Origin of the sequence: Tepidibacter aestuarii (assembly GCF_934924865.1) — a bacterium.
GTDB classification, from domain to species: domain Bacteria; phylum Bacillota; class Clostridia; order Peptostreptococcales; family Peptostreptococcaceae; genus Tepidibacter_A; species Tepidibacter_A aestuarii.
Map to the genome: position 1 here is coordinate 1,246,099 of NZ_OW235315.1, position 22,240 is coordinate 1,268,338.

Consider the following 22,240-nt stretch of genomic DNA (forward strand, 5'->3'; position numbering starts at 1 on the left):
ATTGAATAATGAACATACTAAAATTAGGTAAATGCGAATATGAAGAAGCTCTAAATATACAATTTGATTTGCTTAAAAAAAGACAAAATGATGAGATTGAAGATACCTTGATTATAGTTGAACATATGCCTGTTATAACTATGGGAAGAAGGGCTGATAAATCTAACGTATTAGTTTCTGAGGAAGTATTAAATAAAAATGGAGTAAAGCTATTTGAAAGTAACCGTGGTGGAGATGTGACTTATCATGGATTTGGTCAAATAGTTGGGTATCCTATATTTAAATTAAAAGATTCACAGATGAGTATAAGAGAATTTGTAATGAATATGGAAGAAGCTTTTATTGAGTTGTTAAAGGAAGAGTATGGAATACATGCTCATAGAGATGTTGAAAATACTGGAGTGTGGATAGGATCTAATAAAATAGTTGCCATAGGATTAGCTGTTAAAAGAGGGGTTACTATGCATGGATTTGCGTTTAATGTAAATACAAATCTAGATCATTTTAATCTTATAGTTCCGTGCGGTATACAAGATAAGGGTGTAACTTCCGTAAAAAGCATTACTGGAAAAGAAGAGGATTTAAAAGAAATAAATGATAAAGTAATAAAATATTTTGAAGAAGTTTTCAATAAAAGGATTAAAAATAAAAACGCTTAAAATCTAATCTAGAAAAATGTTTTGAATTTCTGTAAATAGCTCATTATTAATGACAACGAGGAGGTTGATTATGATTTATAATGATAAGATTATGATTTGTGAAAAACATAAACTAAAGGATATTGAAAGTATTTTAAATTGGATGGGTAGCGATTATATCTTTTATTATTCATGTGAAAATTGTAAAAACTGCGAAAAATGTAATGAAATAATAAAAGCTAGTTAGAAATTTAGTTAGGTAAGATAAAAAAGGGGGTCTGGTTATGACGGTTAAAAGAAAGCCAGAATGGCTTAGGATTGACTTGAAAACAGGAAGAAGCTTAGATTATGTAAATAATATCTTAAAGGAGTTTTCTTTAAATACTGTCTGCCAGGAAGCTAAGTGTCCTAATAGAATGGAGTGCTTTAGTAAAAAAACAGCTACCTTTATGATACTAGGAAGCGAATGCTCTAGGGGATGTAAATTTTGTAATGTATCACATGGTGAATTAGAGAAGGTAGATGAAAATGAACCAGAGAATGTGGCAAAGGCTACTGTAGAACTAGGACTAAAGCATGTGGTAATAACCTCTGTAACTAGAGATGATCTACCAGATGGTGGAGCAGAACATTTTAGTAAGGTAATTAACAAAATAAGGGAAAAAGATTCTAATATAATAATAGAAGTTTTAATACCTGATTTACAAGGAAATGAGATAGCATTAAAAAAAATAATAGATGCTAAACCTCACGTTATAAATCATAATATGGAGACCGTTTCTCGTTTATATGAAAATGTACGACCACAAGCTATATATGAAAGGTCTCTAAAAGTATTGGAGAATGTGAAAAAGATAGACCCTAGTATATATACAAAATCAGGTATTATGGTAGGTTTAGGCGAAAGAGAAGATGAGGTATTAGATCTTCTTAAAGATTTAAGGGAGGTAGGCTGTGATTACTTGACAATAGGTCAATACCTAGCTCCAAGTAAAGAACATTACCCTATCGAAGAATATGTTCACCCAGATACATTTAAGAAATATAAAGAAGAAGGGCTTAGTATGGGATTCTCGTTTGTAGCTTCAGATCCATTAGTAAGAAGTTCATATAATGCAGCAGAGATGTTATCCCATGCTTAATTAAAGTAGCTACCTAGATTTTGTAAATATGAAATCTAGGTAGCTATTTGTTGTAAATGGATGAAATATAATGTAAAATAAGTATTTTATGATGAAAGTCTATTTCAAAGAGGATAATTATAGAAAAAGTGAAATAAAGAGGTGAATTCAATGAGTTTAAAAATAACGACGCTTATTGAAAATAATTTAGGAGATAATCCTTTGTTATGTAATGAGCATGGACTATCTATGTATATTGAGGTTGATGGAGTACGTATTTTATTTGATACAGGACAAAGTGGGGATTTTATTAAAAATGTAGAAAAATTGAATATAAATTTAAATAAATTGGATTACGTTATTTTAAGTCATGGCCATTATGATCATAGTGGAGGATTTAAAAAACTTTTAGAAAAAGTAAAGTCATCATTTAAGCTAATAGTAGGAAATAGTTTTTTTGATAAAAAATATAAATTAATACATGGAGGAGAATATAAATTTAACGGAAATTCATTTGATAAAGCATACGTAAAGTCCCATGGAACTCATATAGAGAATGTATCATCAGATGTATTTAATATAAATGATGATATAATAGTGTTTTCGAATTTTTTAAGAAGTAATAATTTCGAGAATTTAAATCCAAATTTTTATATTAAACATAATGATATGTATGAACTAGATGATTTTTCAGATGAAATTGTATTAGCAATAAAAACAAATAGGGGGTTATTTGTTGTTTTAGGATGCGCTCATATAGGTGTAGTGAATATTTTGGAAACAATAAGTAAGAGAATAAATATGAATATTTATGGAATTGTTGGGGGAACTCATTTAGTTGATGCAGATGAGATTAGATTAAATAAGACAATTGCATATTTTAAGGAAAAGAATATTCAATTAATAGGTGTGTCTCATTGTACAGGAGAAAATGCAGAAAAAAAGCTTAAGGAAATATTTAATAATAGCTTTTTTAACAACAATACAGGTAATTCATTTGAAGTTATATGATAGTTTGTCAAATTAAGTTCATTATAAATTTTATGGTTTTTATTTTCTTAATAATTACTGATAAATTTAATATAAGTTTTAGGATAAAATGGACTTAATAAAATTACCTAAAATTGAGCTGCAGTGTCATTTAGATGGAAGTGTTAGAGCTGAAATAATTGGTCATGGAGTTTATATAAAAGATTGTGAAGATGCATATAGTATTGTAAAGAATAAAAAAGTTATACTTGAGATTTGTCCGACAAGTAATGTTCAAACTAAAGCAGTTGATTCATTTGCAAATCATCCGATTTATGGTTTTCATAAAGATGGAATCAAAGTAACGATTAATAGTGATAATAGAGCTGTATCAGATACAACTTTAAGTAATGAATATAGTATAGTTTTAAATGAATTAGATATAACTTATTATGAATATAAACAGCTTTATTATAACAGTGTTGATGCATCTTTTGCTGACTCACAAACAAAGACAACTTTGAGAAAATACATCAAGTAATCTTATAGATAAATAAAAAAAGGGTAAAAAACCCTTTCTTTTATTTTATAGAATATTGGATCATCTATTAATTTTTAAAGCTATGAATAGGTGCTGGAATTCTTCCCCCTCTGTTGACAAAATCAGTACTTGAAAATTTGTTTACAGCCATTATTGGCGCTCTTCCAAGCAGACCTCCAAATTCAGCCTTATCCCCAAGAGTTTTTCCGTACACAGGAATTATTCTTACGCCAGTGGTTTTGTTGTTTATAACTCCAATAGCTGCTTCATCTGCAATGATTGCAGATATAGTTGTATCAGGTGTATCACCAGGTATAGCTATCATATCAAGCCCTACAGAACACACACATGTCATAGCTTCTAACTTTTCTATGTTTAACGAACCTACTTCTACTGCATTAATCATGCCTTCGTCTTCACTTACGGGAATAAATGCTCCACTAAGTCCTCCTACATGAGAAGATGCCATAACGCCACCTTTTTTTACCGCATCATTTAAAAGAGCTAAAGCAGCAGTAGTTCCATGGCAACCACAACTTTCAAGCCCTATTTCTTCCAAAATTCTTCCTACACTGTCTCCAATAGCAGGAGTTGGAGCTAGTGATAAATCTACAATTCCAAATGGAACACCAAGTCTTGCGGAAGCTTCATTGGCTACAAGTTGACCAACTCTTGTTATTTTAAATGCAGTTTTCTTTATTGTTTCTGCAACAATATCAAAACTTTCTCCTTTTACATTTTCAAGAGAAGATTTTACAACTCCAGGACCACTTATTCCAACGCTTATCACACATTCTGCTTCTCCTACTCCATGGAATGCTCCTGCCATAAACGGATTGTCCTCAACTGCGTTGGCAAATACCACAAGCTTTGCACATCCTATACTGTCGTTTTCTTTTGTAAGAAAAGCTGTTTTTTTAATTATAGTGCCCATATCCTTAACAGCATCCATATTAATCCCTGACTTTGAGCATCCAACGTTTACAGAAGAAAAAACTCTTTTAGTAACAGCCAAAGCTTCGGGAATTGAATCTATAAGTATTTTGTCTCCTTTTGAATAACCTTTATGTACAAGAGCTGAAAATCCTCCAATACAGTCAACGCCTACAGTTTCAGCTGCTTTATCTAGTATTTTTGCAAATTCTACATAATCTTTATCATTACTAGACTGAGCAATAAGAGAGATAGGAGTTACAGATATTCTCTTATTTATAATAGGGATTCCATATTCAGTTTCAATTTCTTCTCCTACTTTTACTAAACTTTTAGCATATTTTACAATTTTATTGTAAATTTTTTCTCTTGATTTTTCTCCATCGCTATCACAACAATCTAAAAGAGATATTCCCATTGTGATTGTTCTTATGTCAAGATTTTCATTTTTAATCATATTTATTGTTTCCATTATATTTTTGAAGTTAGTCATATTTTATCTCTCCATTCTTAAATTTTGTGCATTGAATTAAATATATCTTCATGTTGAATTTTAATAGAAACATCTATTTTATTACCAGCATCTTCAAGTTTATTTTTTAATTCGTTAAAATCTATTTGCATTTTTTCTAAATCTACAAACATTATCATTGTGAAATAATCATGCAAAAGTGTTTGGTTTATATCCAAGATATTAACACCATTTTCTGAGAGTACAGAAGTTACCCTATGAATAATCCCTATTTTGTCTTTCCCAATTACAGATACAAATGCTTTCATTGTTAATCATCTCCTCTTTGATTTAATTATTGTTTTTAAATTTAAATATATTATTTCCAAAAAAATTAAAAAAGACTAAATTTCAAAATTTAGTCTCTGGAGATTAAGATTTTGTAATTAAAGAGAAAGCTATTATAATTGCCAATATTAAAGCAATTATAATTAATAGGTATATTCTTTAATATACAAAATCCTCTGTCCTTTTACCTGAGAGTTTCACCAAAAATTTTGGCTTTCCCCTTCGGTGCTCTTTTGAGTCTCTCCAGAGGTTCGTCCAATAGCGGTTTAAAAATTTTATTCCGCTATCTTCAACCGATTGTATGAAATTAATAAAATGATTCTAACATAAACTATTTATATGAGTCAACTTAAAATTAAATATTATATTGTGTTATATTTAAAATAAATTTAAAAAATGGTTGAGATTTTTTAAAAAATGGTTGAGATTTTAATGAAAAGATTAAAAAAGGAATATCTCACATTTTATTGTGAGATACTCCTTTTTATTTTTATTTTAAAAATTTCATTTGATCTTTACGATGCTCTTGTTTTTCTTTAGCTCTTTCAAGATCTTGTTGATTCATATTCTCATGATTATGTTCTATATATCCCTGAGTATAATGGTAATTTTGCTCTAAGTTTTCAAGATCATTATCGCTTTCATGTTGTCCATATGCTATTATATTTTTTAAATTATTTATTTGATGCTCTCTTTCACATTGAACTTCTTTACAATGTTCAATTTGTTCAGGAGAAGAAATATCAGAATGCTGTTCAAGATGACGTTCTGTTCTTGTATGTTTTTCAACTAAATCTACAAGCTCATCTATTCTACGAGCATTTTCTAAATCTAAATGTTCGCTTTTATTTGTATTTACATTATGATCTTTTTCAAATTGTTTCATTATAAAACCTCCTTAAATTGAATGTACTATTATTTTCTCATGTTTGAAAATTAAAATACCTTATAAACATTTCCAACTAAAAAATTACATATGAAAAAAGATGTTTTTAAAATTTTTTGGATTCATATAAAATACAATGAATAATTAAAAGTAGAGATATAAGAGATGAAAAATATAGTTGAAATTTCAATGAATTTAAAGTATGCTAATATTGGTTGAAACTTCAACTATAGTTTCGGAGGTGAAATTTATTATTAAGTTACATAGTCATATTTTAAGAGAAGTAGGAACATTATCTAGAACTATACATGCTATAAGTGATATGAAATTTAAAAAACTTAATTTACAAAAAGGTCAGTTTATATTTCTAACTCGTATATGTGAGAATCCAGGTATTAGTCTTATGCAGTTGTCGATATTATTAAAGGTAGATAAAACAACAACGACTAAAGTTATTCAAAAGCTAATGAATGAAGGATATATAAATAAAGAAAAAGATGAGGTTGACAAAAGAATATATAGGCTATTTCCTACTGAAAAGGTTTTAAATATATATAATTCTGTTATTGAAGAGGAAAATAGAAATATAGAGATTTGCTTTAAAGGTTTTACAGACGAAGAAAAATCTGTAGTATATGAATTGATAAAGAAAATGAAAGAAAATATAGAAGCTAATTGGCACGAACTAAAAAATTATAAGGAGTGATTACAATGATAAGAAAAGCAGTATTAGGTGATTTAAACAATATTATGGAAATTATAAAAGAAACTATAGAAGAAATGCATTCTTATAATAATTATCAATGGGATGAAAACTATCCTCAATCTAAAGATTTTGCCAATGATATTGAAAAAGGGGATTTATATGTTGATGATATAAATGGACAAGTTGCTGGATTTATATGCGTTAATTATGTAGAACCAGATGAATATAACGGATTAGATTGGTCATTTGATGAAAAAGCGATGGTAATACATAGAATGGCAGTTAATTTTAATTGTAGAAACAAAGGAATTGGTATAAGTTTAATGAAATTTGCTGAAGAATTAGCAGTAGCTAATGGAGTAAAATACCTAAAGACAGATACTTATTCACTAAATACAAAAATGAATAGTTTATTTAAAAAGCTTGACTTTAAATTAATTGGAGAAATGAGTTTTTTAGGAAAAGAAAAACCTTTTTATTGTTATGATAAATTATTAAGTAGATCTATATAGGGACGTGTAAGTAAAGTAACATACAATCAATAATATAAAAGCTATTAAAGACCAGAAAAACTTGGTCTTTAATAGCTTTTATATTATTATGATATTTTAAGATAAACTTTACTGTGAATTTTAATTTATAGTAAACTATATAATATAGTATTTTAGATTATTATGTAATTAGTAAGAGTAAAATTCTGTTTTTGCTAGTTTGAAGTTGGATTAAATATAAGAATAAATTAGAAGGAGAAGTTAAATGGATTTTGTATCAATAGATTTTGAAACAGCAAATGAAAAGAGAAATAGTGCATGTTCTTTAGGCATTGCTGTTGTGAAAGATAATAAAATTGTAGAAGTAAAATATTGGCTTATAAAGCCATATGAAATGCGTTTTGCACCTATGAATATATGGATTCATGGTATTGTTGAAGAAGATGTTGAGAATGAAAGAAATATGAATGAGTTGTGGCATGATATAAAGCCGTATCTTGAAAATAATTTTGTAATTGCACATAATGCATCATTTGATATGAGTGTGCTAAGAAATACATTGGATAACTATGGAATTTCTTATCCTGGGTTTAATTATTCTTGTACAATGGTGATGTCAAAAAATTATTATACAGATTTAGAAAACTATAAGCTTAATACCATTGCTAGGCACCTAGATATAAAATTTAAACACCATCATGCAGGTGAGGATGCTGCAGCAGCAGCTAATATATTGATTAATATTTGTGAAGAGCTTAATGTAGATACCGTAGATGAGTTAAGTAGTAAGTTAAACTTAAGAATTGGGAGAATGTATGAAGGTGGATATAGTTCAGCAGGTTCATTAATAAGTTCAAGAAGAAAAAGGATAACCAATAGAAGCACAGGAGAAATAACAATAAATCAAAAAAGAGAAGATATTAATAAAGAACATCCATTTTTCAACAAAACTATTGTATTCACTGGTCCTTTAGATTCACTCTCTAGAGCAGAGGCTATGAAGAATGTTATTAATGTTGGTGGAATCGTAGGAAGTAGTGTAACAAGAAAGACAAATTATCTTGTAGCAGGAGTTTGTAATATTGAAAAGCTATCTTTTGATAAGAAGAGTAATAAATTGAGAAAGGCAGAGCTGTTTATAGAAAAGGGACAAGATATACATATAATATCAGAATCTAAATTCTTTGATATGATTTAAAAATATTATAATTATATATATTATAATAACGAGAAGCCTTACTAATAGAAATATTGGTAAGGTTTTTTGTATTTTAAGTACGTTACAAAGGTAGTAGTGAAGGATAGAATTTACTTGTAGCAGTATAAAGACAATATTTGTAAAATGATGTATAATAAAAATGCTAAATAATTTACAAATATGTTAAAAAATATATTTAAAAACTGAATTTATAATGTATTAACTACTAAAAAGTAATATGAAAAATTTGAATTATACAATAATATTTAGGGGGTAACAGCTTATATGTTTTGTAATAACATTGATATGAAAACAATTCTTGATAATGTACCTGTACCTATTATAGTTTTTGATAATAATAATGAAATTATAAGTATAAACTTAGAAGTAATATATCTGTTTAATAATATGCATACAGATCTAGATTATATAAAAAACTATATAAAAGACTGGATTAAAGAAGAATTAATCAATTTAAAAAATGATGCTACAAAAGAGTTTTTTAGTTTAGAAAAAATACTTAAAATAAATGAGAAGAATCTATATTTCAAAATTAAGTTAAAAAAAATAGAGAAAAATATTATTGTTGTTTTAAATGATATAACTAGCTATAAACAAACTGAGATAGAACTTAAAGAAAGTAAACAACATTTTCGCTCTGTTCTTCAAAATATGCCTATTATGATGGATGCTATTGATGAGAATGATAATATTGTAGTATGGAACAAAGAATGTGAGCTTGTTACTGGTTATTCAAAAGAGGAGATTATAAATGATTCCTCAATATGGGAAACGTTATATCCTAATAAAGAATATAGAGAAAAAATATTGAATCAAATAAGAGAGATGGATTGTAATTTTAGAGACTTAGAGTATGACATTGTATGTAAAGATGGTAGTACAAAAACTATATCTTGGTTTAATATTTCTAAAGAATTTGCTGTTCCTGGGTGGTATTCTTGGGCATTTGGAATCGATGTTACAAATAGAAAGAATACAGAAGAAAGTTTAAGAAAAAAAACTGAAGAAATTGAAAAGATATTTGAAGCATTACCAGATCTTTATTTTCGTATAGATTCACAAGGTATTATACTAGATTGCAAGTCGGGAATACATTCAGATTTTGATATAATTACACAAGAATGTATTGGACATGCATTGGAGGATGCTGTTCCACAAGAGGTAAAATTATTTTTCAATAAAACTATAGATGAAGTTTTTAAAACAAATAATTTAATTGAAAAAGAATTTTCTATAGAGGAAAAAGGAGAATTAAAACATTTTGAATGTAGATTAATACCTTTAACAACAGAGGAGATAATAATTATAGTCAGAGATATTTCAAAAAGAAAATTAACTAAAGAAGCTAAAAAAAAGGCTGAAGAGAACATGAAGCTATTAAATAAGACTATAGAATACGAAAGGCTTAGAGCAGAGTTTTTTGCTAACATATCACATGAATTTAGAACCCCGATAAATGTAATATTAGGGGCTATACAGTTAATGGATATATATTTAAATAATATAACTGATTTGAAATACTATGAAAAATGTATAAATCTAAAGAAGAGTATGAAACAAAATTGTTATAGATTAATAAGGTTAGTTAATAACTTAATTGATATTACAAAAATAGATTCAGGGTTTTTACAATTAAATCTCACAAATTATGATATTGTAAAAATAGTAAGAGACATAACTTTTTCAATTTCAGAGTTTGCAAAGCTTAAATGCTTAAATCTTGAATTTTGCCGTGAAATTGATGAAAAGATAATTGAGTGTGATCCGGATAAGATTGAGCGAATATTGCTAAATCTCTTATCAAATGCAATAAAATTTACAAGATCAGGAGATAAAATATCTGTAAATATAAAACAACAAGGGAAGGAAATTATAATTTCTTTAAAGGATTCAGGGATAGGTATTAAAAAAGAAAATTTAGATCTTATATTTGAGAGATTCAGGCAAGTAAACAAATCATTGACTAGAGAAAATGAAGGTAGTGGAATAGGATTATCTCTTGTAAAATTATTAGTGGAAATGCATGGTGGTACTATAGATGTTAAAAGTGAATATGGAAAGGGTAGTGAATTTATTGTAAAACTTCCTGTAAAGTTGGCTAAAGATAGCAAAGACAATAATCCAATAAAGCACATTGAGTCAGACAAGGTGGAGAAGATATCTATAGAGTTTTCTGATATATATTTTTAGATATTTTATAAATTTTTTGCCTTTTTTTTATTATTACACCATAAATTCACTACTTATATTCCTTTTGTCTTGGGTAAATTAAATATATAGACAGAAGGGAGGTTTTTTCATGATTAAAAAAGCTAAAAAGCATAGAACAGACAAAAACACACATAAAAACCATAAAAATAATACATTTAAATACACACTAGATATTGATACTACTTTGATGGATATAAATACAGTTGTAAATGAAGGTAAAAATAAATCTTATTAAAATTAAAAGGACTGAGAAGTCCTTTTTTTATTATATATAAAATAAATTTTATAATGAATTCACAAAATTAAAATAAAAAAGTATTGAAAATCAAAAAAACTGTGATATAATGTTTTTTATACAAATACAAATGTCTTTTACAGAAAGACAAATCAAAGACTTAATTCAAGAAAGGGGTATTGAAATGATAAAAATAGGGCTTTTAGGTTTTGGTACAGTGGGAACTGGAGTATACGAAATTATAAATAATACTGAAAATAATTTGAGAAGACTTTTAAATAAAGAAATCGAGGTTAGTAAAATATTAGTTAGAGATATTAATAAAAAAAGAAATGTAGATGCACCTAAGGATATATTCACACAAAATCCTTTAGATATATTAGAAAATCCTGAAATTGATATTGTTGTTGAAGTTATGGGAGGCATAGATAAGGCTTATGAATACATATGTCTTGCTTTTAAAAACAATAAGCATGTTGTAACTGCAAATAAAGCTGTTGTTTCAAAGTATATAGATACTTTCTTAGAACTTTCTAATAAATATGATAAGGGATTTTTATTTGAGGCAAGTGTTGGGGGGGGAATACCTATTATAAAGCCTTTAAAGCAAAGCGCTAGAATTAATAATATAAGCAATGTTAGAGGAATACTAAATGGAACAACAAATTTTATTTTGACAAAGATGTGTGATGAAAACTTAAGCTTTGATGAAGCTTTGGATATGGCTAAAGAACTGGGTTATGCAGAAGCAGATCCTACTGATGATATTCAAGGATATGATGTAAAAAGAAAGCTTGCGATACTATCATCAATAGCATTCAATAATAAAACAGATGTAGACAGTATTATGTGTAGGGGAATAAGCTCTATAAGTAAAGTGGATATAAAAATTTTTAAGAAGCTGGGACTTGTAGCGAAACTAGTTGGAAGTGCTGTTTCTAATGATAACAATTATTCTGCAAGTGTTGAGCCTGTACTTTTAAATGAAAAATCTACTTTTACAACTGTTAAAGATGCATTTAATATAGTATCTATTACAGGTAATGTTATTGGAGAGCTACAGTTTTACGGTCAAGGTGCAGGTAAAAATCCTACTGCAAATGCAGTTGTATCAGATATATTCGATATTGTTACTGGTCAATACAAAAAAGATAGTTTTGTACAAAATGGAAAGTTAATATCTGCTGATATAGATTTATTCAAGGGAAGATATTATATAAGGGTTAGCCCTAATAATAAGAGTGATATATCAAAAATTTTAAAACTTATGGATTTAGATAAATTTAAATATGAAATACTTAGTATGAACGAAGACTTAATAGTTATTACTGATGTTGTAAGAGCTGATAAAATAGAACAGTTTCTAAGCAAGTTAAATATGCTTGAAAAAGAATACTGCTATATGAGAATTGAAGGAGATATTATGAATTTAAAATATGAGGCTAAATGATGATATAAAATGGGAGGAGAGTATGGAAAATATAATTGTTCAAAAGTATGGAGGAAGTTCTGTAGGGTCAATTGATAGAATAAAGAATGTAGCTAGACAGGTTATAAAAGCAAAACATGATAAAAATAAAGTTGTTGTTGTAGTATCAGCTATGGGAGATACTACGAATGAATTGGTTGAAAAAGCTATGAAGATAAATAAAAACCCATCAAATAGAGAAATGGATATGCTTTTATCAACTGGAGAGCAAATGTCTATATCGCTTCTTGCCATGGCTATTCAAGAACTAAACCAAGAAGTTGTATCATTAAACGGATATCAATGTAAAATCTTAACTGACGATAAGCATAAAAAAGCAAGGATTACTGATATTGATACTACACGAATAAAGAGTGAACTAGAACTAGGAAAAATAGTTATAGTTGCTGGATTTCAAGGAATATCAAAACAAAATGATATAACTACATTAGGTAGAGGGGGGTCAGATACAACAGCAGTTGCACTAGCAGCTATATTAAACGCAACTAAATGCGAAATTTATACTGACGTAGATGGTGTATATACATCAGATCCAAGAATTGTAAAAGGAGCAAACCTTCTTGAGCGAATTTCGTACGATGAGATGTTAGAACTTGCAAGCTTAGGAGCTAAAGTCCTTCATCCTAGATGTGTAGAGCTTGCTAGAAAGTATAAGATTCCACTTGTAGTGAAATCTAGTTTTAATAAAGGCAAAGGTACAGCGGTTATGGAGGTGAATAAGGTGGAAAATGTATTGGTAAGAGGTGTTTCTTTAGATGAAAATATAGCTAAGATTTCAATACTTGAAGTTCCAGATGAACCTGGTATTTCATACAAATTGTTTGATATTTTATCTAAAAATAAGATACAGGTGGATATGATAATACAAAACATAAATAGAGAAAATGTAAATGATATCTCGTTTACTGTAAAGGTTGAGGATTTAAAAGAAGTTCAGAAAATTTCAAATGAACTAAAAGATAAAATTAATGCTAAAGAGATAGTTATAGATGAATCTGTTTCAAAAATATCAGTAGTAGGAATTGGAATAGCAGGAAGTTCTGATATTGCATCTGCTTTCTTTAGAAGTCTTTACGAGCTTGGAGTAAATATACAGATGATAAGTACGTCAGAAATAAAGATATCTTGTATAATAGATAAGAAAAAAGGAAGAGAAGCTTTGGAATACGTAAACCAAAAATTTAGATTGTGTAGTGATAATTATGTATTTGAAGAAAAAGTTGTTTAATATTAAGTGCCATGGACTATAAAATTAGCCATGGCACTTGATTTTTGTGTATAATATTACACATAAATTATTAACAAATTATAGATTAACTATATGTTAAATGGAAAAACTAATTACACTTATCTAAATATCTATTTTGTGTTATATTAGTACTTATGGATAAAATACATATGAAAAGAGTGATTATATAATGAAGTTAAATTTTAAAAACTATAATTTAAGCTATGAAATATTAAGGGCTATAGATAGATTAAACTATACATCACCTACTCAGGTTCAAGAAAAAGTAATTCCACTAGCACTTAAAGGAAGAGATGTTGTTGTCAAATCTCAAACAGGAAGTGGAAAAACAGCATCATTTGCAATTCCTATATGCGACAAGGTTGATTGGGATGAGAATAAGCCACAGGCCTTAGTTATTACGCCAACAAGAGAGCTTGCTATTCAAGTAAGAGAAGAGTTTTTCAATATAGGTAGATTTAAAAGACTTAAGGTATCTGAAGTATATGGACAGTTCTCATTTAGAAGGCAGCAAAAAGAACTTAAGCAAAAGACACATATAGTAGTAGGAACTCCAGGAAGATTGATAGATCACATGGAAAGAGGAACTATAGATTTATCTATGATCAAGTATTTAGTAATAGATGAAGCAGATGAAATGTTAAATATGGGATTTATAGAGCAGATTGAAGCTATAATAGAAAATCTTCCTAAAAATAGAATAACTATGCTACTTTCTGCAACTATGCCTAAGGATATACAAAATCTATGTAGATCGTATATGAGGGATTATGAGCAAATAGAAATTGAAACTCAAAATTTGACTGTTGATAAAATAAATCAAGAACGATACTCTGTAGATGAAGAAGATAAATTTGAGTTTTTAAAGGATATTTTAGTTGTTGAAAACCCAGATAGATGTATGATATTTTGTAACACTAAAAAAATGGTGGATGAACTTTATGAGAATTTATATCCTTGGATAAAATCTTGTAGTAAAATTCATGGTGGAATGGATCAGCAAGATAGAAGTTCGGTTATGAATGATTTTAGAAAAGGTAAATTCAGACACTTAATAGCTACAGATGTTGCTGCTAGAGGTATTGATATAGATGGAATAACACATGTTATAAATTATGATACACCTGAGGATAAGGAAGATTATGTTCATAGAATAGGAAGAACTGCTCGTGCAAGTAAATCTGGTAAGTCTATTACTTTTGTAACGGAAAATGATATGAAATTTATAGATGTTATACAAAAATATATAAATAAGGAAATAGAATTGAAAGAACATCCAGATAAGCTTACTGTTGATGAATGTAGAGATGATTTTAATCAAAAAATTAATACAAAATTAAACCTTGGTCCTTTAAAAAGTGAAAAAGTAAGCGAAGGAATTATGAAGCTTCATATAAATGCAGGTAAAAAAACTAAGATGCGTCCAGTAGATATAGTTGGAACACTTTGCAATGTAGAAGGCATGACAGCAGCAGATATAGGAATCATAAATATAATAGATGTTTCTACGTTTGTAGAAATATTGAATGGAAAAGGTGAAATGGTTTATAATGCACTTCAAGGAAGACCTATTAAAGGAAGGGTTAGAAGAGTTAGTAAGTGTGATGAATAAGATTAATTAAATACAAAAGATTAATTGAAAAAATATAGGTGGTTAAGCCAAAAAGGATGCTAATTAAAATACCGCTGATTAAGTCAATATTTTAATAAAACTAAGGATTATGAATTGTGAAATATACTAAAACTTCTTAAACTCGCTATGCTCAAACAAAGAAGTTCTTTAAAATATATCTCATAATTCATAATCTGAGTTTTATAGAAAAATATTAACAAAAAATCAGCTAACATTTTAATGAGCATCTTTTTTTATTTATGAGTTTAGATTTTGAATGAGTTAAAGAAAATAATAATGAACGAGAATATAAAAAATAAGTGACATGGCTTATAAATGTGTATATGGAATTTTTTTACTGTTAAAGCATGTCAAAATGAAAGTATTTTTGATATAATAGAAAAACACCAAAGATTATAATAGATAGAATATAAATATATATTTTACCTGTTATTTTTTTGTCTATTATATGTAAAAAAATCAAAAAATATCCGATATATTAATCTAAGATAGTCGAAAGGGGCATGTATCATGAAAAAAATAAGCGATAAAATAATATTGTTGACAATTTTTATATCTATAATCACAACATTATTTATAGGTGGAAGCAATATATATTCAATGAAAAAAACAAATGATAATATGATGAAATTAGTTGAAACATCAGCTAGAGAAGATTATGATACAATGATCAAACAACAGGTTGATAGTGTTATCTCTATGTTAGATAGTATATATAGTAAATATGAAAGAGGAGAACTTACAATAGAAGAAGCTAAAAAGCAAGGTGCTGACATAGTTAGAGATGCCAGATATGGAGACGAAGGATACTTTTGGATTGATACATATGATGGTGTAAATGTTGTTTTACTTGGAAAAGAGGTAGAGGGAACTAATAGGATGAATTTACAGGATTCAACGGGAAAATACATAGTACAAGAGATTATATCTAATGGATTAAAAGAAGGTGGGGGATATACAGATTATTTCTTTCCTAAAAAAGGAGAGGAAAAAGCATCTTCAAAACGTGCTTATAGTAGATCATTTAAACAGTTTGAATGGGTAATTGGAACAGGAAATTATACAGATGATATAGATAAGTTTATTGTACAAAAAAAAGATTTGTTAAAAAAGCAGATCGACAAAAGTATTAAATCAACTATAATATTATCTGCGATGGTATTGTTAGTAGGAATTGCTGTAGCTTTATATTTTGCTAAGAAAATAACAAATCCTATTTTAGTAATAACAGATGTTGTCAATAAAACTGCCAATCTAGATTTAGCTTATGACAGAAGTTTTGAAAAAATACTTACATATAAAGACGAGACGGGTATTATATCTAAAGCAGTGGCTAATTTAAGAAAAGAGCTTAGGGTAATTGTAGGAATGTTGAAAGAAAATTCGAGTGAGGTTTTAGATCGCTCATATGCGATATCAAATTCGACAAATGAAATAGTAAATGGAATAGAAAGTGTAAATATGTCTATAGAAGAATTAGCCAGCGGAGCAAATGCCCAAGCCCAAGAAGCTCAAATAAGTGTAACAAAACTTCAAAAGCTTGCAAGTGAAATTAATACTTCAGTGGATGATTCCCAAAAAGTTAAAGAAGATACTAATAAATCAAAAGAGGCAAATGCTGAAGGATTAAAGAATATGAGAATATTGGTAGATAAGTTTAAACAAACAACAAAGACTAATGAAGAGGTGGCTCATAATGTAGCTATTCTTGCAGATAAATCTAATTCTATTGGACAAATAGTAAGCACTATTGAAGATATAGCAGAGCAAACAAATCTTTTGGCTTTAAATGCGGCTATAGAATCGGCAAGGGCTGGAGAGGCTGGAAGAGGATTTGCAGTTGTAGCAGAACAGATAAGAAAATTAGCAGAACAGACAGGATTATCTACAAAGAAAATAAGTGATATGATAGCGGAGATTCAAAGCCAAGTAAATGCGGTTAAAGTAAATATTGATATTGGACAAGACATAAATAAAGAAGCTATTATATCAATGCAAGAATCCGAAAAATCATTTGAAAGCATAGATGGAACTATTGAGGGTATGATAGAAAAAATAGATAGCTTAGTTGAAAATATCAATCTTGTGAATAAAGATAAGGATGAAGTAATAGTTTCAATAGAAGGTATATCGTCTATAACTGAAGAATCAAGTGCATCTACTCAAATGGTTTTATGTTCTATGGAGGAACAAAGTAGTATAATACAAAATATATCAAGTAGTGCTAATGATTTAAAAAATGTAGTTGATACATTAGATGGAGTTATTAAAAAGTTTAAATTATAAATAAAATAGGATATATTATAAAAATAAAAAATTCCCTATATAGTAGATACTAAAAAAGTCTATTCTATAGGGAATTTATATAATACAGAAAGTAATTTTAGTTATTATCTATAAATAAAGTTAATTCTTCTAAAAGATTATAATGTCTATTTTTTGTCTTAACAATAGGTCTCATTGGCATATATTTATTTTGCTGACATACTATTCCTACATCACCATTACTAAGCTTAACCTCCATACCAGTTGGATATATATATATACTTTTTTTGAAAACGTTAATTATGTTTTCGTCAAAATATGTAGATGACTTTCCTATGATTTCTTCAAAAGCCTCAAAAGGTTGTAATCCTTTTTTTGAAATTAAATTATCATATTCATTACATATGGCAACTATTTTTGAAAACTCATATATATCATTTCCTTTTTGTTGATTCGGATATCCTGATCCATCTATTCGTTCATGATGCTGAAGTGCTACTATATAAGAAGTAACATTTATTCCTTTACTATTTCTTAAAACCTCTATTCCTTTTACTGTATGCTGTTCATCATCACTTAAAGCGTACCCTATATCATGTAAAAATGCACCTAGGGTTAAATTATATATTTTTTCATAATTATAGTTTAAATTGATACCTATAATAGCAGAAAGAATTGCAACATTTAAACTATGAACATATATACTATTTGCTATATTTCTTACTCCATTAGAAACTGAAAGTGTATTTTCTGAAATAGATAAGTTTTGTAAAATTTCTTTAAGCAAATTTGTTATTTGAGATTCATCAAAATATCTATTTTTTTTAACTGAATTAAATGCTTCTTCTAGAAGCATTATACATTTTAATTGAGTAGTTACATCGATTATATCTTCTACTACAATATCTTCAGTTCCTTCTTCTTCAACATAAGCACTATAGATGCCAAGTCCATTTAATTTTTTTATGGAAAAGTTTGAAAGTTTTCCTCCTTTATTTAATACAATATTTCCATTTTTATTATAGACAGGTTTTGCTAACTCACTTCCAACATATTTGTCTGATAAAAAAATCAATTTCATATAAATAATCCTCCTTTGATGTGATGTGGGATAGTATTAGAGAGTATAAAAATAAAAAAGATGCCTACAGAATATAGACATCTTTTGCCTTAACATTTTTTATGTTATATATTGTTATACTAAACAAATATCTGTTCGGCAAACTGGCAATCATAGGATTCATATCCCTTAGACCCATGTCTTTGCGTCCTTATCTTTCGATAAGTTTGCTATTATCGTTGTGTATTATCTTTTATTAAAGTAAATAAATTTATTTCATTATCGATATATCATATTATAACAATGTATTCTTAAATATTAAAGGATTATTTGCTGTAATTTGTATTGATATTATATTAACAGGGATTATATAAATCATTAAATGTTCTATTATATAAGATTTTTATCTATCAAAAATAAATGATTTTATTACTGCAAAGTACTCTCTTATAAAATACTTAGGAGCTATATGAGGTATTGTTTTAGATGGTATACCATAAGGAATAAATCCTAATCTTTTAGCTATAAATTTAGATCTAAATAAATGAAATTCATTTGTAACGATCATAATTTTATGATTTTTTTTACCATCTAAATCCTTAAGAATTTTCTTTGCAAACTTCAGATTTTCTATTGTACTTGTAGATTTATCTTCTTGTATAATTTTATTTTCATCTACTTCATTTAAAACTAAGTAATCACTCATAGCTTGAGATTCGGGCATATTTTCCCCTTTACCTTGACCTCCGCAAACAACTATTTTAGTATCAGGATTATTTTCTATAAATTCTAAAGCTTTATTCATACGACCCAACAATGTAGGAGATAAAACATCTCCCCAAAGACCTGATCCTAAAACTACTAAATATTCAACATCATATTCCTTATCTTCTTGTCCATTAACTATAATAAGTCCTTCAATCATAATAAAAGAAGCTACTAATATTAAAGCTGTTATTTTAATTATTTTTACTATTAATGTTTTTTTCATACTAACTTCATCCTTTGTATGTACTTTTTACCTTTATTATACCTGTTATAAAACAAAAAAATAGTTACAAAAATATTACATTTGTATATTAAAAAATTTTAAAATCTAGTTACTTATATTAGTAGCATAAAATTGATAATAAATGTAAAATATTATATAATCTAAATTAAATGATGGTAGGTGATTAAAACATGGAGGGGTGTTTAGAGTTAATACTTCATACTACTCTAGGGATTGCAAAAACATTAATGAAATGTATAGAAGCATTTCTGGACAGCGATATTGTACTTGACATCGTAGAAATTTTATTAGATATTAAGAACTATTGTAAAAAAACTATAGGGAGACATTCATGATTTGTAAATTGAAAGGTATATACAAAAGATTTGATGATTTAGTTGTTTTAAATAAATTGGATTTAGACATAAATAAAGAAGAAATTATTTGCATAGTAGGTCCATCAGGGTGTGGTAAATCAACACTTTTAAATATTATTTCTGGATTGATTAAGCCTGATAAAGGAGATATCGTAGGTGATTTGGATAGCGTAGGATATGTTTTTCAAGAGGATAGATTATTACCTTTTAAAACTGTTTATGAAAATATAGCTGTTGTAGGTAAGGAAAAAAATCACAAAAAGATAATGGACTTAATACATGATGTTGGACTTAAAGGATTTGAAGATTCATATCCAAATAAGCTCAGTGGCGGGATGAGACAGAGGTGTTCAATAGCTAGAGCGTTTTATTTTAATTGTGAAATACTTTTGATGGATGAGCCTTTTAAGTCGTTGGATTATAATCTCAAAGTTAACATGATAGATTATTTAATAAAATTATGGGACGAGTCTAAAAATTCAATAGTTTTTATCACTCATAATATAGATGAGGCACTTTTATTGGGAAATAGAATTGTAGTTTTATCAAATAGACCCACTAGTATTTTGAAAATTTTTGATGTTGATATTCATCAAAGTCAAAGAAGTTTAACTGATAAGTATCTTACATACTTGAGAAATCAAATGATAGATTTATTATCAAATGAGAAAGGGGAATAATTATGAAAAAAACACTGAGTTTAATGCTGAGTTTAATCATGGCTTTAGTATTAACTGTAGGTTGTACAAGCACTGATGAAAAGGCAAAAAAAGAAAACGAACCTTTAGATATTAAGGTTGTTACACCTGCTGGAACACCTACTCTTAGTATGATTAAAATGTTTAAGGAAAATCCATCAATAGGTGATAATGTAAGTGTCAGTTATGAAAGCGTAAAATCAACTGATCTTTTATCTTCGAAGATATTGTCTAAGGAAGGGGATATATTTATAGTACCAACCAATTTAGCAGCCAATTTATATAATAAAAATTCTGGTTATAAGATAGCTGCATCTACTGTGTGGGGAACTTTTTATTTAGTTGGAAATGAAGAAATATCTAATTGGGAAGACCTTAAGGGAAAAGAGATAGATATGATAGGAAGAGGATTAACTCCAGATGCTATATTTAGATATTTACTTACTCAAAATAATATAGATCCGGATAAAGATTTGAAATTAAATTATTTTGGAGGGGCTTCTGAACTTGCTACAAACTTTATATCAGGAAAAAGTAATTTATCATTAATGCCTGAGCCTATGCTTACTAAGGTTTTGGTGAAAAGAACTGATAGTAAGGTTGTTATGGACTTACAAGAAAAGTGGGAAAAAGCCGCTAAGTTAAATACAAGCTATCCTCAAGCGTCTTTAATAGTTAGTGAAGAATTAATAAACAATCATTCAGAGGTTGTTAAAAATTTTTTAAGTGAGTATGAAAAATCTATAAATTGGATTAATCAAAATCCTAGTGAAGCAGGAAAGTATTATGAAGAATTAGATATGGGTCTTAATAAGGTGATAGTAGAAAAATCAATTCAAAGATGTAATATAGATTATGTGAGTGCCAATGATGCAAAAGAGGCTATAGATAATTATTTAAATGTGTTGTTTGAATACAATTCTAAGCTTGTCGGAGGTAAACTTGTAGATGAAGATTTCTATTACACAAAATAGATTGTATACGATGATTTCCATAGTATCTATTATAGTGCTATGGAAATTTCTTTCTATATGGGTAGACAATCCCATAATGATACCGTCACCTGAAAGTACTGTTATGGAATTTATAAAAATAATTAAGTCTAAAAATTTTACAATTACAGTACTGGCTACTTTGACTAGGGTAATAATTGGGTTTTCAATATCATTTATATCAGCATTAATTCTAGGGTTTTCATCTGGATTTTTTAAACCTGTATATTATTTGTTAAGACCTGTAATAATTATTCAAAAAGCAACACCAACAATGGCGATCATACTTCTTTCTATAATATGGTTAAAGGCACAGTGGGCACCTATCTTAGTGGGATTTTTAATCATATTTCCTATTATATATTCTAATGTTATACAAGGAATTGAAAGTGTTGATATAAAGCTTATAGAGATGGCTAGGGTTTATAAATTAAGTCAGTTAACTGTTATGAAGGATATATATATACCATCTATAAAATCTTCTTTAACATCTGTTGCATCAGCTACTATAGGTCTTAATTTAAAGGTGATAATAGCAGCTGAGGTTTTGAGTCAACCCAATGTTTCTATTGGAACGAATTTCCAAATGGAAAAAGCGAACTTAAATACCGCTGGAGTATTTGCATGGGCTCTAGTTAGTATAATTATTGCTGGAGGTTTTGATTTAGTAATAAGAGTATTTAAGAGCTATAACATAAAACATAAAATAGACTGTTGCAAAAATTCTCATTAAATGG

At 28.0% G+C, this 22,240-nt stretch carries 23 protein-coding genes and 2 riboswitches; of the genes, 18 read left to right on the forward strand and 5 right to left on the reverse strand.

Going from position 1 to position 22,240, the window contains the following annotated elements; all coding sequences use genetic code 11:
• Positions 1-8 precede the first annotated feature (8 nt).
• The 5 genes from lipB to M2214_RS06045 all read left to right on the forward strand — a co-directional run bounded on the left by lipB (position 9) and on the right by M2214_RS06045 (position 3,269).
• Entirely contained in the window at positions 9-659 is a 651-nt protein-coding gene (lipB, locus tag M2214_RS06025; RefSeq protein WP_248483795.1) for a lipoyl(octanoyl) transferase LipB, read from the forward strand.
• A 70-nt stretch (positions 660-729) separates the two neighbouring features.
• A complete protein-coding gene (locus M2214_RS06030) occupies positions 730-885 on the forward strand; it encodes a hypothetical protein (protein ID WP_248483797.1) in 156 nt (51 codons plus the stop codon).
• 37 nt (positions 886-922) lie between these two features.
• Complete coding sequence (gene lipA, locus M2214_RS06035; protein ID WP_248483799.1) at positions 923-1,780, forward strand: lipoyl synthase; 858 nt, start codon at positions 923-925, stop codon at positions 1,778-1,780.
• A 150-nt stretch (positions 1,781-1,930) separates the two neighbouring features.
• A complete protein-coding gene (locus M2214_RS06040; RefSeq protein ID WP_248483801.1) occupies positions 1,931-2,770 on the forward strand; it encodes an MBL fold metallo-hydrolase in 840 nt (279 codons plus the stop codon).
• A gap of 88 nt (positions 2,771-2,858) precedes the next feature.
• On the forward strand, positions 2,859-3,269 hold the full coding sequence (locus tag M2214_RS06045; protein ID WP_248483803.1) for an amidohydrolase family protein: 411 nt from the start codon (positions 2,859-2,861) through the stop codon (positions 3,267-3,269).
• Between the two features lie 67 nt (positions 3,270-3,336).
• Here the strand turns inward: M2214_RS06045 and M2214_RS06050 are convergent, their stop codons facing one another.
• From M2214_RS06050 to M2214_RS06060, 3 genes are all read right to left on the reverse strand, one after another.
• Positions 3,337-4,695: a PFL family protein gene (locus M2214_RS06050; RefSeq protein WP_248483805.1), complete on the reverse strand. Its 1,359-nt coding sequence runs from the start codon at positions 4,693-4,695 to the stop codon at positions 3,337-3,339.
• Positions 4,696-4,712: 17 nt separating this feature from the next.
• Positions 4,713-4,982, reverse strand: a complete 270-nt coding sequence (locus tag M2214_RS06055) for an ACT domain-containing protein (RefSeq protein ID WP_248483807.1) — start codon at positions 4,980-4,982, stop codon at positions 4,713-4,715.
• 185 nt (positions 4,983-5,167) lie between these two features.
• Positions 5,168-5,258, reverse strand: a riboswitch (glycine riboswitch).
• 233 nt (positions 5,259-5,491) lie between these two features.
• Complete coding sequence (locus tag M2214_RS06060; RefSeq protein ID WP_248483809.1) at positions 5,492-5,887, reverse strand: hypothetical protein; 396 nt, start codon at positions 5,885-5,887, stop codon at positions 5,492-5,494.
• A 202-nt stretch (positions 5,888-6,089) separates the two neighbouring features.
• Between M2214_RS06060 and M2214_RS06065 the strand changes: the two genes are divergently transcribed.
• The 9 genes from M2214_RS06065 (at position 6,090) to M2214_RS06105 (ending at position 17,406) form a co-directional block, all read left to right on the forward strand.
• Positions 6,090-6,593, forward strand: a complete 504-nt coding sequence (locus M2214_RS06065) for a MarR family winged helix-turn-helix transcriptional regulator (protein ID WP_330651561.1) — start codon at positions 6,090-6,092, stop codon at positions 6,591-6,593.
• Positions 6,594-6,598: 5 nt separating this feature from the next.
• Complete coding sequence (locus M2214_RS06070) at positions 6,599-7,105, forward strand: GNAT family N-acetyltransferase (RefSeq protein ID WP_248483811.1); 507 nt, start codon at positions 6,599-6,601, stop codon at positions 7,103-7,105.
• Positions 7,106-7,349: 244 nt separating this feature from the next.
• Positions 7,350-8,282: an exonuclease domain-containing protein gene (locus M2214_RS06075; RefSeq protein ID WP_248483813.1), complete on the forward strand. Its 933-nt coding sequence runs from the start codon at positions 7,350-7,352 to the stop codon at positions 8,280-8,282.
• A gap of 285 nt (positions 8,283-8,567) precedes the next feature.
• Positions 8,568-10,493, forward strand: coding sequence for an ATP-binding protein (locus tag M2214_RS06080; RefSeq protein WP_248483815.1), 1,926 nt, complete (start codon positions 8,568-8,570; stop codon positions 10,491-10,493).
• 109 nt (positions 10,494-10,602) lie between these two features.
• A complete protein-coding gene (locus M2214_RS06085; RefSeq protein WP_248483817.1) occupies positions 10,603-10,749 on the forward strand; it encodes a hypothetical protein in 147 nt (48 codons plus the stop codon).
• A 109-nt stretch (positions 10,750-10,858) separates the two neighbouring features.
• Positions 10,859-12,199, forward strand: a complete 1,341-nt coding sequence (locus tag M2214_RS06090) for a homoserine dehydrogenase (RefSeq protein WP_248483819.1) — start codon at positions 10,859-10,861, stop codon at positions 12,197-12,199.
• Positions 12,200-12,221: 22 nt separating this feature from the next.
• On the forward strand, positions 12,222-13,466 hold the full coding sequence (locus tag M2214_RS06095) for an aspartate kinase (RefSeq protein WP_248483821.1): 1,245 nt from the start codon (positions 12,222-12,224) through the stop codon (positions 13,464-13,466).
• 190 nt (positions 13,467-13,656) lie between these two features.
• Positions 13,657-15,099: a DEAD/DEAH box helicase gene (locus M2214_RS06100; protein WP_248483823.1), complete on the forward strand. Its 1,443-nt coding sequence runs from the start codon at positions 13,657-13,659 to the stop codon at positions 15,097-15,099.
• A 531-nt stretch (positions 15,100-15,630) separates the two neighbouring features.
• The gene (locus M2214_RS06105) at positions 15,631-17,406 is read left to right on the forward strand and encodes a methyl-accepting chemotaxis protein (RefSeq protein WP_248483825.1); all 1,776 of its coding nucleotides are present in this window, start codon (positions 15,631-15,633) and stop codon (positions 17,404-17,406) included.
• Between the two features lie 97 nt (positions 17,407-17,503).
• Here M2214_RS06105 and M2214_RS06110 read toward each other — a convergent pair whose 3' ends face one another.
• The gene (locus tag M2214_RS06110) at positions 17,504-18,466 is read right to left on the reverse strand and encodes an HD-GYP domain-containing protein (RefSeq protein ID WP_248483827.1); all 963 of its coding nucleotides are present in this window, start codon (positions 18,464-18,466) and stop codon (positions 17,504-17,506) included.
• 134 nt (positions 18,467-18,600) lie between these two features.
• Positions 18,601-18,687: riboswitch (cyclic di-GMP riboswitch) on the reverse strand.
• Between the two features lie 161 nt (positions 18,688-18,848).
• On the reverse strand, positions 18,849-19,436 hold the full coding sequence (locus M2214_RS06115) for a YdcF family protein (protein WP_248483829.1): 588 nt from the start codon (positions 19,434-19,436) through the stop codon (positions 18,849-18,851).
• A 191-nt stretch (positions 19,437-19,627) separates the two neighbouring features.
• Here M2214_RS06115 and M2214_RS06120 point away from each other — a divergent pair, with 191 nt between their 5' ends.
• Genes M2214_RS06120 through M2214_RS06135 form a run of 4 tightly spaced genes read left to right on the forward strand, consistent with a single transcriptional unit; the run spans position 19,628 to position 22,236 of the window.
• Complete coding sequence (locus M2214_RS06120) at positions 19,628-19,792, forward strand: hypothetical protein (RefSeq protein ID WP_248483831.1); 165 nt, start codon at positions 19,628-19,630, stop codon at positions 19,790-19,792.
• The gene (locus M2214_RS06125) at positions 19,789-20,493 is read left to right on the forward strand and encodes an ABC transporter ATP-binding protein (RefSeq protein ID WP_248483833.1); all 705 of its coding nucleotides are present in this window, start codon (positions 19,789-19,791) and stop codon (positions 20,491-20,493) included. The genes M2214_RS06120 and M2214_RS06125 overlap by 4 nt, the downstream gene beginning before the upstream one ends.
• Positions 20,494-20,495: 2 nt before the next feature.
• Positions 20,496-21,485: an ABC transporter substrate-binding protein gene (locus M2214_RS06130; RefSeq protein ID WP_248483835.1), complete on the forward strand. Its 990-nt coding sequence runs from the start codon at positions 20,496-20,498 to the stop codon at positions 21,483-21,485.
• A complete protein-coding gene (locus M2214_RS06135) occupies positions 21,460-22,236 on the forward strand; it encodes an ABC transporter permease (protein WP_248483837.1) in 777 nt (258 codons plus the stop codon). The genes M2214_RS06130 and M2214_RS06135 overlap by 26 nt, the downstream gene beginning before the upstream one ends.
• Positions 22,237-22,240 lie beyond the last annotated feature (4 nt).